Here is a 15,319-nt window from a genome sequence, read left to right as displayed (position 1 = left end):
ATTTGGTGTCGCCCCCAACTTGTGTTTCTGAATTTCCCAATCGAGACCAAATGGGGGTGTCATGCCGATACTTTGGCTCATTCTGATCGTTCTGGCGATCGCAGCTTTCGGTTATGTATTAGGTCGGGCACGCGCTCTTCAAAGCGCCGGAGGGGACAGTCGGGATCTGCATTCGCTTCCGTCGTTTTACGGCGCGAACGTCGTGCTGAAAACGGTTGTACCGGCATTTGGTCTTCTGGTTGTCTGGTTGTTGGTGCAACCGCTTTTCGTTAACTCGCAGATATCCGGGATGATCCCGGATTCGGCCATTAAAGACGGCTCGTCCCGCAGCCTGGTCATGGCCGAAATCCGCCGTGCAGCCAGGGGTCTGGACAACGCAGTTGCACAAGGGCAATTGACCGAGGATCTGGCACGGAACGCACGCGCCGATTTCACGGACATGACCCAGCGCCTCAAGGACGCGGGGCAGGTCGTGACCTCGGACATCACCCAGCCGGTGCTGCGCGCAGCGCAACGTTATCGGATCATGAATTCCACCGGTTACTCGATCATGACGGTCGCAGTAATCCTGGTCGCGCTGGCTGGTGCCGCATTCAGTTGGTTTCAAACACATTCGGAATATCGTGCCCGCAACGTTGTGGAGCAGGGGGTCAGCGTTCTTTTGCTGGCCGCTGCATCGATCGCAATTCTGACTACCGTCGGTATCGTTCTGTCGCTGGTCTTCAACACGTGGGAATTCTTCAAGCTTTATCCTGCGTCGGATTTCTTTTTCGGAACGACATGGGCGCCCAGTTTCTCGGGACGTGGCGGATCTTCCGCTCTGGGCATCATTCCACTGCTTTGGGGTACGTTCTATATCTCGCTGGTTGCTCTTTTGGTGGCTGTTCCCATCGGACTGTTCGCCGCCATCTACCTGAGCGAATACGCGTCGGCCCGCGTCCGTTCTTTCGCAAAGCCACTGTTGGAGGTGCTGGCCGGTATTCCCACCATCGTTTATGGCCTCTTTGCCCTGCTGACCGTTGGCCCGCTTTTACTGGGCGTGTTCGGCGATGGCGGACTGGGCTGGATGAAAGCGGGCACGGCCGTAATGACAGCGGGTCTTGTCATGGGCATCATGCTGATCCCGTTTGTGTCGTCTCTGTCGGACGACATCATCAACGCGGTGCCTCAGGCTATGCGCGACGGCTCGTACGGGCTGGGGGCGACGCAGTCGGAAACCATCCGTCAGGTCGTGCTACCGGCAGCACTGCCCGGGATCGTCGGTGCGATCCTGCTGGCAGCATCGCGCGCCATTGGTGAGACAATGATTGTGGTTCTGGGGGCTGGTGCCGCCGCGCGCCTCAGCCTGAACCCGTTCGAAGCCATGACCACCGTCACCGCAAAAATCGTCAGCCAGTTGACCGGGGACGCGGATTTCGCATCACCCGAAGCGCTTGTCGCTTTTGCGCTTGGAATGACACTTTTTATCCTCACGCTGGGGCTCAACATCTTCGCCCTTTACATCGTGCGTAAGTATCGGGAGCAGTACGAATGACCGACGCCAGCATGCAAAGCCCCGAAACAGGTCGCCACTCGGTCTCGCTGACTGCCAGCGATGCGCACACAAAAAAGCGCGCCAACGCGGAAAAGCGCTTTCGCGCCTACGGTATTATGGCGATTGCGACCGGCCTGTTCTTCCTGATCGTTCTGTTTGCCTCAATCCTGTCGCAAGGCCTTCCGGCTTTTCAGCGGACGGTTGTCAGCGTGGATTTCACGTTGACCGAAGCTCAGCGCGATGAAGCCGAAGGCACGTTGTTCAAGACCAAAGCTTACTCCGACCTTTTCATCTCCGAACTGAACGGCGAATTGGCGGAACGTGGGATCAGCGTCGATTTCGATGAAGCCGCCATCGAACGTCTTCTGGGTAAAGTTGGCGGCACGATCCGGACCTTTTATGCCGACAACCCGGATAAGTTGGGCGAACCCATCGAGTTTGATCTGACCGCGTCCAGCCGCGTTGACGGATACTTCAAGGGTCGCGTTTCGCGCGATACTTTGCAGGACAGTCGTTTCCTTCAGCTCAGCGATCTGGATCTGGTGGACGCACTGGAAGAGGCAGGCATCATCAAGCAAGTGTTCAACTGGCCTTTCATCACAGGCGCGGACTCGGGCGTGGACAACCCCGGCGGTGCGGGAATCGGGGCATCGGTTGTCGGCTCGTTCTTCATGATGTTGGTGGTTCTGGGCCTGTCGTTGCCCATCGGCGTCGCCGCGTCGATCTATCTTGAGGAATTCGCGCCGCAGAACAGGTTCACGGATCTGATCGAGGTGAACATTTCGAACCTCGCCGCCGTGCCGTCAATTGTATTCGGTATCCTCGGCCTCGCGGTCTTCATCCAGTTCATGCACTTACCACAGTCTGCGCCATTGGTCGGCGGTCTGGTTCTGACGCTGATGACGTTGCCAACAATCATCATCTCGACCCGCGCGTCGCTCAAGGCGGTTCCGCCATCGATTCGCGATGCGGCATTGGGGGTAGGGGCCTCGAAGATGCAGGCCGTGTTCCACCACGTGCTGCCACTGGCTGCGCCGGGGATTCTGACCGGCACCATCATTGGCCTGGCCCAGGCGCTCGGTGAAACCGCACCGCTGCTGCTGATCGGCATGGTGGGTTTCGTGGCCCGCGGCTATCCCGATGGGTTCCTCGCGGGCTTTACCGAGCCGAACTCGGCCATGCCTGCTCAGATCTATACCTGGGCCGCGCGTGCGGATGTAGGTTTCTACGAGAAAGCCTGGGGCGGGATCATCATTCTTCTGATCTTCCTGCTCTCCATGAATATCATCGCAATCATCCTTCGCCGCCGCTTTGAACGCCGCTGGTAAATGGAGCTATAACAATGAACGACATGTCGCGAGTGGAGAGAGAAGTGGACACCAAGGAAATCAAGTTGGAGTGCCGTGACTGCCAAGTCTACTACGGTGACACCCACGCCATCAAAGATGTGAATGTCGACATCGAAGACAAAACTGTTACCGCTTTCATCGGCCCGTCCGGTTGCGGCAAGTCGACGTTCCTGCGGTGTTTGAACCGGATGAACGACACCATTGACGTTGCCCGTGTCGAGGGGTCGTTCAAACTGGATGGCGAAGACATCTATGACAAGCGAGTCGACCCGGTTCAGTTGCGCGCCAAGGTCGGAATGGTGTTCCAGAAACCCAACCCGTTTCCCAAGTCGATCTACGACAACGTAGCTTATGGACCGCGCATTCACGGTCTTGCCAAGAACAAGGCGGAGCTGGATGAAATCGTCGAAAAGTCCCTGCGTCGCGGCGCGATCTGGGACGAGGTCAAGGACCGTCTCGATGCCCCCGGAACCGGCCTGTCGGGTGGGCAGCAGCAGCGTTTGTGTATCGCCCGTGCCGTGGCGACCGAACCCGAGGTCCTGCTGATGGACGAACCCTGTTCGGCGCTTGACCCGATCGCGACGGCGCAGGTCGAGGAACTGATCGACGAGCTGCGCGAGCGATATTCTGTGGTGATCGTCACCCACTCGATGCAACAGGCGGCGCGCGTCAGCCAGAAGACTGCATTCTTCCATTTGGGCAACCTGGTTGAATTCGGTGAAACGGGCCAGATTTTCACCAACCCTGAAGATCCGCGCACGGAAAGCTACATTACAGGCCGGATCGGCTGAGCACAGGTATTTGGACATGACCGAACAACATATTGCATCCGTTTTCGACCGGGACCTCGAAGCCATTCAGGCACATATCATGAAAATGGGCGGTCTGGTCGAGGCCGCCATCATGAGCGCGGCCCGGTCACTGGAAATGCGAGACGAAGAACTCGCACAAGAGGTCCGTCAGGGCGACAAGGCCATCGATGCGCTGGAAGATATCATCAACGAGGAAACCGCTCGGCTGATCGCATTGCGTGCGCCGACGGCGAGTGACCTGCGGCTGGTTCTGTCGGTCCTGAAAGTTTCCGCCAATCTGGAACGTATCGGCGACTATTCCAAGAACATCGCCAAACGCACCACCGTTCTGGTTAACTCCGGCGAAATCAATGGCAGCGCTGCCGCACTGCGCCGCATGGCGCGCGAAGTGGAACTCATGCTTCGCGATGCTCTGGACGCCTATATTCAGCGCGACGAAGAACTGGCCCGCGACGTGATTGAGCGCGACGAAGAAGTGGATCAGATGTACAATGGCCTGTTCCGCGAGTTTCTGACCTTCATGGCCGAGGACCCGCGCAATATATCTTCGTGTATGCATCTGCACTTTATTGCGAAGAACATCGAACGCATGGGCGATCACGTAACGGCCATTGCCGAGCAGGTCGTATACCTCGTCACGGGCGAACGCCCGACCGAGGGCCGACCCAAAGCCGATACAACGTCGCAAACCGCCTAGGAGGCAAGACAATGTCCGTTGATCAACCTACGGTGCTGGTTGTCGAGGATGAACTGGCCCAGCGCGAGGTGCTTGCGTACAACCTCGAAGCGGAAGGTTTTCGCGTATCCAAGGCGGCCAGCGGGGATGAAGCGCTGTTGCTGGTGGATGAGGACAGCCCTGACATAATTGTCCTTGACTGGATGATGCCAAACCTCAGCGGGATCGAAGTTTGCCGCCGATTGAAGACCCGCCCGGACACGCGGTCGATCCCGATCATCATGTTGTCGGCGCGCAGCGAAGAGGTCGACAAGGTCCGCGGGTTGGAAACAGGGGCTGACGACTATGTCGTCAAGCCGTACTCGGTCGTGGAACTGATGGCGCGGGTGCGTACCCAGTTGCGTCGGGTGCGCCCTGCAACGGTCGGCATTCGACTGGAATTCGACGACATAATCCTCGATTCTGAAACGCACAAAGTCAGCCGCAACAACAAGCCGCTTAAGCTTGGGCCAACGGAATTCCGGTTGCTGAGCACATTCATGGAAAAACCGGGCCGCGTCTGGAGCCGTGAACAGCTTTTGGACCGCGTTTGGGGGCGGGACATCTATGTTGATACCCGCACTGTCGACGTACATATCGGGCGTCTTCGCAAGGCATTGACACAGCATGGCGGCGAAGATCCCGTTCGCACAGTTCGCGGTGCCGGATACGCACTGGGCTAAGGATCAACGGGGCAGGGTCTCTTCGCTCTGCGCCTGCGAGGCGAGCCAGTGCCTGAAGTGCCGCAATGCTGTGTCCTCGGACTTCTCCCGGGGCCAGACCAGATAATAGGCGCCAAGTGTCTCGACACTGTCGGAAAATGCAGCGATCAGGTTTCCTGTCGCCAGATCCTGTTCAACCAGATAGTTCGGCAGCAGTGCTACTCCCAGACCATGCAGCGCTGCCTGATTGATCGTCGTGAACTGGTCATGCACTGTACCGGGCAGGGGATCGGGATGTGCGACTCCCAACTGACGAAACCAGTCTTGCCAGGCGCGTGGTCGTGTCTGAATGTGCAGCAAAGGCAGTTTCAACAGGTCATCGGGCGACTTAGGAGCACCTTGAGGCAGCAACTCTGGTGAACACACGGGAACGACACGTTCGACCTGCAAAAGCAAACGATCCGTTCCGGGCCAATCGGGTTCACCAAAATGCAACGCTGCGTCAAAGGGTTCGGCGGCAAAGCTGAATGGTCGCAGCCGGGTCGTCATGTTGATCGTGATGTCCGGATGCAGTCGCGCAAAATCGGGCAGGCGGGGCACGAGCCAACGCATCCCGAACGTCGGCAATATGGCAAGGTTCACCATTCCCCCGGCGGGTGCGACGTGCAGCTTCATTGCCGCCTGCGCAATCTGAGACAGGGCGGGACGGATTTCCTGAACATAGTCCTGTCCGGCTTGCGTGAGGGACAGACGCTTGCGGTCTCGTCGCACCAGCTCTGCGCCCAGCTGTGCCTCGAGTGTTTGCAGTTGCCGGCTGACCGCGCTTTGGGTCAGCGCCATCTCCTCGGCAACCGCCGAGGCCGAACCCAAACGATCCAGGGCTTCAAGTGCACGCAGGGCAGAAATTGGTGGCAATGTAAGTCGGCGCGGTTTCATCTATGCGTTTTAGTCATGAAAACTTGCAAATGTCTCGCTGTTTTTTGCAAGAAACTCAGATTAGATTTAGGAAAACTGTCTCAGCGGAGAAATCTCATGAATGCCCCCGACACCAAACCAACCCTGCGCGCCAAGGATGCACCCGATTTGGGGGCCTTTGCGTGGGACGATCCCTTCCGCCTGACCGATCAGTTGGAAGAAGACGAACGACTGATTGCGGAAAGCGCACGCAGCTATGCACAGGAGAAGCTGCAACCCCGCGTCACCGAAGCGTTTCAGAACGAAGAAACTGACCCCGAAATCTTCCGCGAAATGGGTGAGATGGGGTTGCTGGGTACAACATTGCCTGAAGAATACGGAGGCATCGGTGCCGGATACGTCGCGTATGGCCTTGTCGCACGCGAGGTTGAGCGTGTGGATTCCGGCTATCGTTCGATGATGTCTGTCCAAAGCTCGCTGGTCATGTATCCGATTTATGCCTACGGCAACGAGGAACAGCGCCGGAAATACCTGCCGAAACTTGCCAGCGGCGAATGGATCGGTTGCTTTGGGCTGACCGAACCGGACGCCGGTTCAGATCCTGCCGGAATGAAAACACGTGCCGAGAAAATCGACGGCGGATACCGCCTGACGGGCACCAAGATGTGGATCTCGAATGCCCCGATTGCCGATGTTTTCATCGTCTGGGCCAAGTCTGATGCACATGACGGAAAAATCCGCGGCTTTGTTTTAGACAAAGGGACCAAAGGTCTGAGCGCCCCGAAGATCGAAAACAAGTTGAGCCTGCGCGCTTCGATCACCGGTGAGATCGTTCTGGACGGTGTCGAGGTGGGCGAGGACGCTTTGCTGCCCCACGTACAGGGCCTCAAAGGTCCGTTTGGTTGTCTGAACCGCGCCCGCTATGGAATCAGCTGGGGAACCATGGGGGCTGCAGAAAGCTGTTGGCACGCCGCACGCCAGTACGGTCTGGACCGAAAGCAGTTCAACCGGCCGCTTGCGCAGACGCAGCTCTACCAGAAAAAGCTGGCGGACATGCAGACTGAGATCGCTTTGGGGTTGCAGGCCAGCCTGCGTGTTGGTCGACTGATGGATCAAGCCGAGGCCGCGCCAGAGATGATTTCGATTGTCAAACGCAACAATTGCGGCAAGGCGCTGGAAATCGCTCGGATGGCGCGTGACATGCACGGCGGCAATGGTATTTCGTTAGAGTTTCAGGTCGTCCGACATATGATCAACCTTGAAACCGTTAACACCTACGAAGGCACGCACGATGTGCACGCTCTGATCCTGGGGCGTGCGCAAACCGGGTTGCAGGCCTTTTATTGAGACCGGTCAAAGTTGTAACCCAACTGATCCGACGCTTATAGGGCAAGGCGGTCCTACCGTCTGCTTTCCTGGCGACGCATGTGTCCGTCAGGATGCCTTGGTCGGATGCTGCGTGTTTGACATTGCAGTGTCCGACCCCAAGCTTCTTCGTTGCGCGAGAGCAGTTGAACGCGCGTTGAGCGTTCCAAAAATTAGCCATGTCATTCGTTCTTTCAAATTTTGATTGTGAGGCCATCAATTTTATTTCAGTGTCCCGATGGAATCTCTGGTTTCAGGCTTCACAAATTTTGCTCTCCACTCGGAAAAATTAGCGCAGGTCCAAAATGTCAGAACGACCCTTGTCTCACATCCGCGTTCTCGACTTCGGTCACTATCTGGCCGGTCCTCTGGTGGGCATGATGCTGGCAGACATGGGGGCCGAGGTCATCCGTATCGATCCGCCCAATGGCCCGGCCTTTGACGATCCTGCCTTCGACATGATTTCGCGCGGCAAAAAAGTTTTAACGCTTGATCTCAAGTCTTCAGCCGGGCGCCAAACGGCGGTCGAACTGGCCAAACGCTCTGACGTTGTGATCGAGAATTTTCGCCCTGGCGTCATGGATCGTCTGGGTTTGGGGCCCGGCACTCTGCGCGCCGCAAATGATCAACTGGTCTATCTGTCGTTACCCGGTTTTGCCTCGACCGATCCCGTGCTGGCCGGATTGCCTGCGTGGGAGGCGGTCATCGCCGCCTATACCGGGCAATTCACGGATATGGGGCTGAACCGGCGGTTGATGGGGATCAACCCGTCCTTCACACCGCTGACATTGGCCTCGGCCTACGGTGCCAGTTTCGGCGCCATGTCAGTCTTGTTTGCCCTGAACGCACGCGACCGAAACGGAGGCGACCATATCGAAGTTCCGCTCGCCTCGGCTTTGCTTGAAGGGCTGATCTACAATTGCGAGCAGATCGAAGACTACCCCGAGCGTTACAAGTCCCCGCGTGAGGTGGAATTGGATCGGCGCGCGGCCGAAGGTCTGCCTTTGAACCTGAAATTCGACGAATTGTCTGAATTCCTTGATCCGTTCTATCGCACTTATACCTGTGCCGACGGGCGCGGCTTTTATGTGGTGTCGGGTTCGGTTGCCACACATCCACGGCGGGTGCTGGAAACGCTGGGCCTTAAGGAGTTGGCAGATGAACTGCCGGATTTCTCGGCCTATCTGGATACCAAAGACTGGCCCGCGGAATGGTCAATGCGAAATTACCCGGTCGGTGCGTCCGACCGGGCGCGCGTTTCATCGGCCATGAAGGACGCTTTTCTGACCCGACCGTCGCATGAATGGGAAGAGCTGTTCGGAACGGCCAAAGCACCGGCTACCGTGCAGCGGTTTACACAAGAGTGGTTGTCTGATCCTCATGCGCTGGCCTCGGGTCTGGTGCTGCGGGTCGAGGATGAGCGCCACGGCAAAATGCGCCAGATGGGCAATGTCGCATGGCTGGCAAGCGACGAGGGTGCGACTGAAAAAACCGGGCCACAATCTGCTGATTTGAAAGCGGTATTGGCGGATGCGCCGCGCAGCGGAAATGTTTCAGGAAAAAGCGGCTGGCTGGACGGAGTGAAAGTGCTGGACCTGACCAACGTGATCGCGGGCCCGACCATTGGATCGACGCTGGCGCGCTTTGGGGCAAATGTCACGCTTGTACAGCCGGTCGAGCCTTCGGTGGATCCGTGGAACACAATTGTATTTGGGATTCACGCACAACGCGGCAAGGAAAGCATTCTTCTGAATCTGCGCAGCGACGAAGGGCAGGCGGCATTGGCCAAACTGATCGCCGAGGCCGACGTCATCACATTGAACGGAACGGACGAACAGCGCGACAAACTCGGCCTGTCACCGGATCGCTTGGCGGCGATTAACCCGAAACTCATCCTTGTTCAACTGGATGCTTTCGGTGGGCCAAAGCGCGGGCCGAAATCGGACCACCTTGGTTATGACGATCTGGCGCAAGCCGCGACCGGCGTGATGGTCCGGTTCGGGGGCGGAATGGAAACCCCGGAAGAGCACGCGCATTTTGGAACGATTGACGTGCTGACCGGATTCTGCGCCTGCGTTGCGCTTGGCGGAGCGCTCTTGCGACTGCGGAAAACGGGGAAGGGTGGTGTTGCTCGGGCGTCCCTGGCGGGTGCAGGCAACCTTATTCAGGCGCAGTTCATGTATGACTACGAAGGTCGTGAACCGTTTGGCGAACCCTCGGGGCGCGACGCTTTGGGATGGGGGCCGTTCTATCATTGTTACGAGGCTGCGGATCAGTGGATGTTCTTTGCCGCACCGGCGGACGGGCCGGCGGCTTTGGCCGCTGTTTCGGAACTCGCCGATCTTGCCGATTTGACCACAGAAGATCTGCACGGCGCGCTGGCGGATCGGTTTCGGCAGAAGCCGCTGTCCCACTGGCAACGGGTTTTCGGCGGTTCAAGCACCGTGGTTCCGTTGGCTTCGCTTCACGAAACGCGTGACCGAGCCTTGCAGCTTGAAAGCGCGGGAGACATCGACATTGCGAAGGACACATTCCGGGTCATTCGCCACGATCAGCATCCAATGGGTCGTTGGTGCGATCTGGTCGCGCCCAATGCTGTTCGTCCGACCAGCGGCCGGATCACAGTTCCGAGCCCGATGCCCAAATATGGAGCGCATACGACGGACATTCTGAAGAGGATCGGCTACGACGAAGCGCAAATTCAGCAAATGATCGGTCGCGGCGCGGCCGCCACAAGCTGGTCTGAGAAATACCTGCCAGAGTAAAGTGGACGGCATCGACACGTAGTGAAGGGGCAGAATGGTGCTCTCGTTTAACAGATCTATAATTCGTATAATCGGTATTATGGTAATTGTGCAATGCGGCTGCCTACACCGTATTCGTCACTGAAAGAAATGCTCTAGCAATCTCAGTCCGTTTTTTCTCTTGTTATCGGCCATTTAGAAAAGCCACTTGATCTCACTTTCGCGACGGTCGCAACAAACCTTCCTGCGCGACGGATGCGACCAACGTACCATCCTGAGTGTAGATCGAACCACGATTGTAACTTCGACCGCGCCCGGTCCACGGCGACTCCATGGTATAGAGATGCCAGTTCTGAAACTGCACGGGCCCATGGAACCAGATGGCATGATCCAGGCTGGCGCCGTTTATTTCGCCGGAAAACCAGCTGAGACCGTGCGGACGCATGCCAGAGCTCAACAAGCTCATGTCCGAGGCATAGGCCAAAAGAAGATGCTGCGTCACTGTATCGGCCTCATCTGCCGCGGCCATCCGAAACCAGAGGCTGTTACGATCATCCGTTTTTTCTGGCCTGAAAACGTCCAGAGGCTCAATTTCACGAACTTCGATCGGACGTTCGCGCAACAGTTCCGACCGCAGTTTGTCAGGAACCCGATCCAGATACTTTTGACGCAACTCATCGCGCGACGGATGGTATTCCGGCGCCGAAACCTCTGGCATCGGATGCTGATGGTCCCAACCATCGTCCTGAACGTGGAATGAAGCGGACATGTTCAATATCTGCTTTCCATGTTGAATGGCGACGACACGTCTGGTTGTAAAAGAACCTCCGTCTCGCGCTTTATCAACCTGATAAATAACGGGTATTTCCGGATCACCCGGTCGGATGAAATACGCGTGCAAGGAATGGCACAAACGATCTTCGACCGTCCTGTAGGCGGCTGCAAGGGCCTGTGCGACCACCTGCCCTCCAAATATCCTTGTGGGCGTTTCACCACCTGAACCGGTTCCACGAAACAGGTCTACTTCCAGCCGCTCAATGTTCAGCAGGTCCAGCAGGATGCGTTCGGCTTCGGTCATCAAATCGTCTCCGGTGTCAGGCCGGTTTCAGGTATCAACGACGCGCACATCATTCAACCAATGCACCGAGAACAAGCGAGCGGAGCTCGGCCCGCGACGGGTATGAGCTGGAGGGTGACAGCTGCGTAAAAAAGACGGTTGTCAGATCATTGACCCGGTCGATCCAGAAAAAGGTCGAGGCCATGCCGCCCCAAGCGAAGTCTCCAACAGAAGACGGCGCGCCCAGTCGACCCGGATTCAGGACAACAGACCCGCCAATTCCAAACCCGATTCCTTGCATCGGTTGTTCCGCAAAACTCTGTGGTCCCATTGAGGCAATGTCGCCCGGTAAGTGATTGCGCATCATATATTCTACGGTCTTGGCCCCCAGCAGACGAACACCGTTTTCAGTTCCATTGTTGCGCAACATCTCGGCGAACCGGCTGTAGTCATCGATCGTACTCACCAATCCTCCTCCACCGGAAAACGTCGTCGTGCGTTCGAACGGAGAACCTCCGGCGGCGTCGACAAGCCGTAACGTATCGCCACCCTGTTTCGCCGCGTTCAAGGCCATGGCATCGCCTTCCAGCGGAGTATAGAGCGAGGCAAACCTGTCCCCTGCCCCTGACGGCACAGAAAACCCGGTTTCCTGCATTTGCAGTGGCTCGAAGATGTGCTCTGCAAAGAACTGATCAAGTGACTGTCCTGTCACAACCTCAATCACGCGACCTATGACATCGATGCCCACCGAATACTCCCAGCGCGTGCCGGGCTGGAACGCCAGCGGCAGGGCCGACAGCACTTTAACCCGGTCGGCCAATGGCCCTTGGTCTGGTGAAAAAATCAGATCCAGCGCGTCCAATTCCTGCGGAAGAAGACCGGGATTGAACGGATAACTGAGGCCACTTGTATGTGTCAGCAATTGATGCAGGGTTGGCGTGGGCGCATTTTCAGTTTGATCCAGACGCGTCGCTTCGGGAACCAGCGCTTGCATGGATTGAAATTCAGGAATGAATTCGGACACGGGCGCATCCAAGTGGACCAGCCCGCGTTCCGCAAGCATCATCAGAGCGACCGAAGTGACAGGTTTTGTCATGGAATAGATCCTGACAAGCGTGTTTCGTTGAAATGGCAGGTTGTTTTCAACGTCGCGGCAGCCGCAGCTGTTAAAAATTACTTCCTGCCCGTTTTGCTTCACCAAAAGGGAACTTCCCGCGTATTTGCGTTGCTCGACATATCGGTGCATCCAGTTGCGAATATGCGTCAGTGCTGTTGGGTCAAACCCCATGTGTTCGCTCCGCTGTGATGTTTTTCGCCGATAGTGCCGCGACGTGTTTGTAAACGACAGCGAAAAACCGCGTCCTCTGACGGAAAGCTCTGAATCGACGCGCCATGGACTGCTAAACTAAAGATTGAGTGGATTCGGCTCTGCATTTACTGACCGGGGAAGAAACATGGCGCAAAACATTGTATTTATGTATGACTTCTGCAGTCCCAATGCGTATCTGGCCTATAAAGTTTTGCCTGATCTGGCGAAAACCCTGAATGTATCGCTGGACTTCCAACCGGTTCTGCTCAGTACCGTTTTCAAGGCCACGAACAATCAAAGCCCATTTCAAGCCTTTTCCGATATTCGCCAGAAATCTGCCTATCTGACGCATGACCTCCACCGCTTTGCCCGGCGTCGCGGCATCAGTTTCCACATGAGCCCACATTTTCCACTGAACACCAAGTTTGCCATGCGAGGTGCTGTCTATGCCCATGGAAAACCGTGGGAACGCAGATACATTGACGCTGTATTTGACGCAATCTGGGTTCACGGCCAAAAGGTCGACGACCTGAATGTCTTGATGGATGTCGTTCTGGAAAGCGATTTGCCCACTCGCAAAATTCGCGATGCACTGGGTGATGCACACATCAAGCAACAACTGAAAGATCAGACAAAAACGGCAGTTAGAAATGGCGTTTTTGGCGTGCCCACGATGTTCGCCGGTCCCGAGATGTTTTTTGGGAAAAACAGCCTTGGGAATCTTGAATTGGAACTCTCACATTCGAGTTAGCCGTCCAGTGCGGCAAGCCCGTGTTTTGCAAACTGCGGAACGTAGGCGCCAAAAGCGCGGGCTCGTTCAGGGTCTGACGCGTTGCCGTCGAGTGCGCGCTTGTAGACCCCTTGCAATATTCCGGCCATTCGAAAAAAGTTGAAGGCCAGATAGAACCCAAAATTGTCGATCCCGTCGAGCCCCCTTCGCGCACAGTAATCCGCGACAAAGCGTTGATCTGAAGGCAACCCCAGACTGCCGCGATCAACCCCAGCCAAACCGCGGCCTTCTGATCCGGGGGGCATTTGCCACTGCATGATAACAGCCGCCAGATCAGCGTAAGGGTGGCCGATTGTGGACAATTCCCAATCCAGAACGCCGATACAGTGTGTTCCATTCTGTTCGAACATCAGGTTGTCGATACGGAAATCACCATGCACCAGTGTTCTTTGGCCGTCATCTGCCGGTATTGACGATTCCAGCGCTGCGATCAACGCGTCCATTTCGGCGATCACAGCTGTTTCCGAAGCGCGGTATTGCTTCGTCCATCGCGCAATCTGGCGTTCGAAGTAATTCCCCGGCGGCCCATAGTCGGACAAGCCGACGTTGTCGATATCGACCTGGTGCAACTCGGCCAGAACTCGGTTCATCTCATCCAGGACCCCTGCCCGCGTTTCGTTATCTTCGCCTTGCATCGTAGGGTCCTGAAAGCTGCGTCCCGGCAGATGTTGCATCACGTAAAACATCGTTCCAATAACGCTTTCGTCCTCGCAAAGAAGATACATGGCCGGCACCGGGACCTTGCTGCCAGCCAGCGCGCTTTGCACCCGGTATTCACGATCGACAGCGTGCGCGGACTTCAGCAAAACACCCGGAGGTTTGCGGCGCAGGACATAGTTTTTGGTTGGCGTCTGCAGCAGATAGGTCGGGTTGGATTGCCCGACGGCGAACTTGGTGGCTGTAACCGGGCCTTCGTAATTCACCAGGTGCGCTTTAAAGTAGGTGTCTATTGCGTTCAGATCTAGCGTATTTTCAGACGTCGGCATGAGCTATCTCGGGTTTGGATCCGTCTAAATTCAACGGCCAATTCAAAGGGCGTCGGCGAAAATATTGCCACCGCTTTGGACATTGATCCCGCCGGATACCGGGATGACAGCACCGGTAACATAGCTGCCGCCGCGCCCGCACAGGAACAGCATGCACCCGCCAATGTCATCCTCTCGCCCGACGCGACCGAGCGGGACGGCCTTGCCAACCTTTTCCCTCTTGTCCAAATCTTCGGTCGCGAATGCAGTCATTCGCGAGACAAACGGTCCCGGTGCGATGGCGTTAACCGTCAGTCGGTATGGTGCAAACTCCTTGGCCATGATTTTCGTCAGATGTATCACAGCCGCTTTCGAGGCAGAGTAGCTGTAAGCGCCGTCTCCCATGGGGGCCTCGCCCATGACCGAGGCCACATTTACCACCCGCGCCGGATCTTCATCCGATGCCGCCTTCATCAACAGCGGTAATAGTTTCTGGGTCAAATCAAAGATGCCCGCCACGTTTACCGACATCACCTTTTCCCATGCATGGTAGGGAAACTGTCCCATGGGCGCGCCCCAGGAAACACCAGCATTGTTCATAAGAATATCAAGGCTTTGTGCGCGAGTATTCACTTCGGCCACAAGGGCATCAATTCCGGCCTCGCTTCCGATATCGCCCGCAAAGCCTTCGGCCGAACCGGGCGCGTCTAGTGCGTTCAACTCGGCCGCTACAGATTGGCAGGCGTCTCCCTTGCGCGAGGCTATCAGAACTCTGGCCCCGGAACGCACGAAGGCCTCGGCCGCCATTCGGCCAATTCCTGTCGCCCCTCCTGTCACCAGCGCGGTTTTTCCTTGAAGCGAAAACAAAACTTCCGGGGTCATGTGAATTCCCTAATTTGGCTGGCGGCCACCTGCCGCGGCCTGAAAATGCAAGGATGTTCCGCCACGTCGGTGGCATTTGACACTAATCCAACGCAATCAGATCTATCTAAGCAAGAGAAAGAAGCGCAAATACCAATTTACTGCACGTCAGCCGAGAAATGTTTTACCTGGAGTTCCGGGTCGGTTTGCGGGCAAGTTCAGTGTTTCGAATTGGTAACCT

General features: G+C 56.6%; 13 protein-coding genes. 8 read left to right on the top strand and 5 right to left on the bottom strand.

Annotated features, from left to right (window positions below; genetic code table 11):
- The first annotated feature begins 61 nt into the window (after nucleotides 1-61).
- From pstC to phoB, 5 genes are read left to right on the top strand one after another with little or no spacing between them, the layout of a single operon-like run.
- Nucleotides 62-1,534, top strand: a complete 1,473-nt coding sequence (gene pstC / locus AC2TDJ_RS04805) for a phosphate ABC transporter permease subunit PstC (RefSeq protein ID WP_480839750.1) — start codon at nucleotides 62-64, stop codon at nucleotides 1,532-1,534.
- Nucleotides 1,531-2,862 carry a phosphate ABC transporter permease PstA gene (pstA, locus tag AC2TDJ_RS04800; RefSeq protein ID WP_480839748.1) on the top strand — a complete coding sequence of 444 codons (1,332 nt, stop codon included), beginning with the start codon at nucleotides 1,531-1,533 and terminating at the stop codon, nucleotides 2,860-2,862. The genes pstC and pstA overlap by 4 nt, the downstream gene beginning before the upstream one ends.
- A gap of 14 nt (nucleotides 2,863-2,876) precedes the next feature.
- Nucleotides 2,877-3,674 (top strand): phosphate ABC transporter ATP-binding protein PstB, encoded by a 798-nt coding sequence (gene pstB / locus AC2TDJ_RS04795; protein WP_480839746.1) that lies wholly within the window; start codon nucleotides 2,877-2,879, stop codon nucleotides 3,672-3,674.
- A gap of 16 nt (nucleotides 3,675-3,690) precedes the next feature.
- Complete coding sequence (gene phoU, locus AC2TDJ_RS04790) at nucleotides 3,691-4,392, top strand: phosphate signaling complex protein PhoU (RefSeq protein ID WP_480839744.1); 702 nt, start codon at nucleotides 3,691-3,693, stop codon at nucleotides 4,390-4,392.
- An 11-nt stretch (nucleotides 4,393-4,403) separates the two neighbouring features.
- The gene (gene phoB, locus AC2TDJ_RS04785) at nucleotides 4,404-5,093 is read left to right on the top strand and encodes a phosphate regulon transcriptional regulator PhoB (RefSeq protein WP_480839742.1); all 690 of its coding nucleotides are present in this window, start codon (nucleotides 4,404-4,406) and stop codon (nucleotides 5,091-5,093) included.
- Nucleotides 5,094-5,096: 3 nt separating this feature from the next.
- On the opposite strand, the gene AC2TDJ_RS04780 is transcribed toward phoB, so the two are convergent.
- Nucleotides 5,097-6,008, bottom strand: a complete 912-nt coding sequence (locus tag AC2TDJ_RS04780) for a LysR substrate-binding domain-containing protein (protein ID WP_480839740.1) — start codon at nucleotides 6,006-6,008, stop codon at nucleotides 5,097-5,099.
- Nucleotides 6,009-6,104: 96 nt separating this feature from the next.
- Between AC2TDJ_RS04780 and AC2TDJ_RS04775 the strand changes: the two genes are divergently transcribed.
- Together AC2TDJ_RS04775 and AC2TDJ_RS04770 are read left to right on the top strand one after the other, a co-directional pair.
- On the top strand, nucleotides 6,105-7,334 hold the full coding sequence (locus tag AC2TDJ_RS04775) for an acyl-CoA dehydrogenase (protein WP_480839738.1): 1,230 nt from the start codon (nucleotides 6,105-6,107) through the stop codon (nucleotides 7,332-7,334).
- A gap of 323 nt (nucleotides 7,335-7,657) precedes the next feature.
- A complete protein-coding gene (locus AC2TDJ_RS04770) occupies nucleotides 7,658-10,117 on the top strand; it encodes a CoA transferase (RefSeq protein ID WP_480839736.1) in 2,460 nt (819 codons plus the stop codon).
- Nucleotides 10,118-10,310: 193 nt separating this feature from the next.
- Here the strand turns inward: AC2TDJ_RS04770 and AC2TDJ_RS04765 are convergent, their stop codons facing one another.
- Together AC2TDJ_RS04765 and AC2TDJ_RS04760 are read right to left on the bottom strand one after the other, a co-directional pair.
- On the bottom strand, nucleotides 10,311-11,174 hold the full coding sequence (locus AC2TDJ_RS04765) for an acyl-CoA thioesterase (RefSeq protein ID WP_480839734.1): 864 nt from the start codon (nucleotides 11,172-11,174) through the stop codon (nucleotides 10,311-10,313).
- 49 nt (nucleotides 11,175-11,223) lie between these two features.
- Nucleotides 11,224-12,441 (bottom strand): serine hydrolase domain-containing protein, encoded by a 1,218-nt coding sequence (locus AC2TDJ_RS04760; protein ID WP_480839732.1) that lies wholly within the window; start codon nucleotides 12,439-12,441, stop codon nucleotides 11,224-11,226.
- 166 nt (nucleotides 12,442-12,607) lie between these two features.
- Here AC2TDJ_RS04760 and AC2TDJ_RS04755 point away from each other — a divergent pair, with 166 nt between their 5' ends.
- Nucleotides 12,608-13,213: a DsbA family protein gene (locus AC2TDJ_RS04755; RefSeq protein WP_480839730.1), complete on the top strand. Its 606-nt coding sequence runs from the start codon at nucleotides 12,608-12,610 to the stop codon at nucleotides 13,211-13,213.
- On the opposite strand, the gene AC2TDJ_RS04750 is transcribed toward AC2TDJ_RS04755, so the two are convergent.
- Together AC2TDJ_RS04750 and AC2TDJ_RS04745 are read right to left on the bottom strand one after the other, a co-directional pair.
- The gene (locus AC2TDJ_RS04750) at nucleotides 13,210-14,238 is read right to left on the bottom strand and encodes a phosphotransferase family protein (RefSeq protein ID WP_480839728.1); all 1,029 of its coding nucleotides are present in this window, start codon (nucleotides 14,236-14,238) and stop codon (nucleotides 13,210-13,212) included. The genes AC2TDJ_RS04755 and AC2TDJ_RS04750 overlap by 4 nt on opposite strands.
- Before the next feature lie 42 nt (nucleotides 14,239-14,280).
- Nucleotides 14,281-15,099 carry an SDR family NAD(P)-dependent oxidoreductase gene (locus AC2TDJ_RS04745; protein WP_480839727.1) on the bottom strand — a complete coding sequence of 273 codons (819 nt, stop codon included), beginning with the start codon at nucleotides 15,097-15,099 and terminating at the stop codon, nucleotides 14,281-14,283.
- Nucleotides 15,100-15,319: the final 220 nt, after the last annotated feature.

The organism is Ruegeria sp. HKCCD6647-2, from assembly GCF_057221075.1.
Note: the sequence above shows the minus strand (reverse complement) of the source record. Positions and strands in the feature narration are given on the sequence as shown.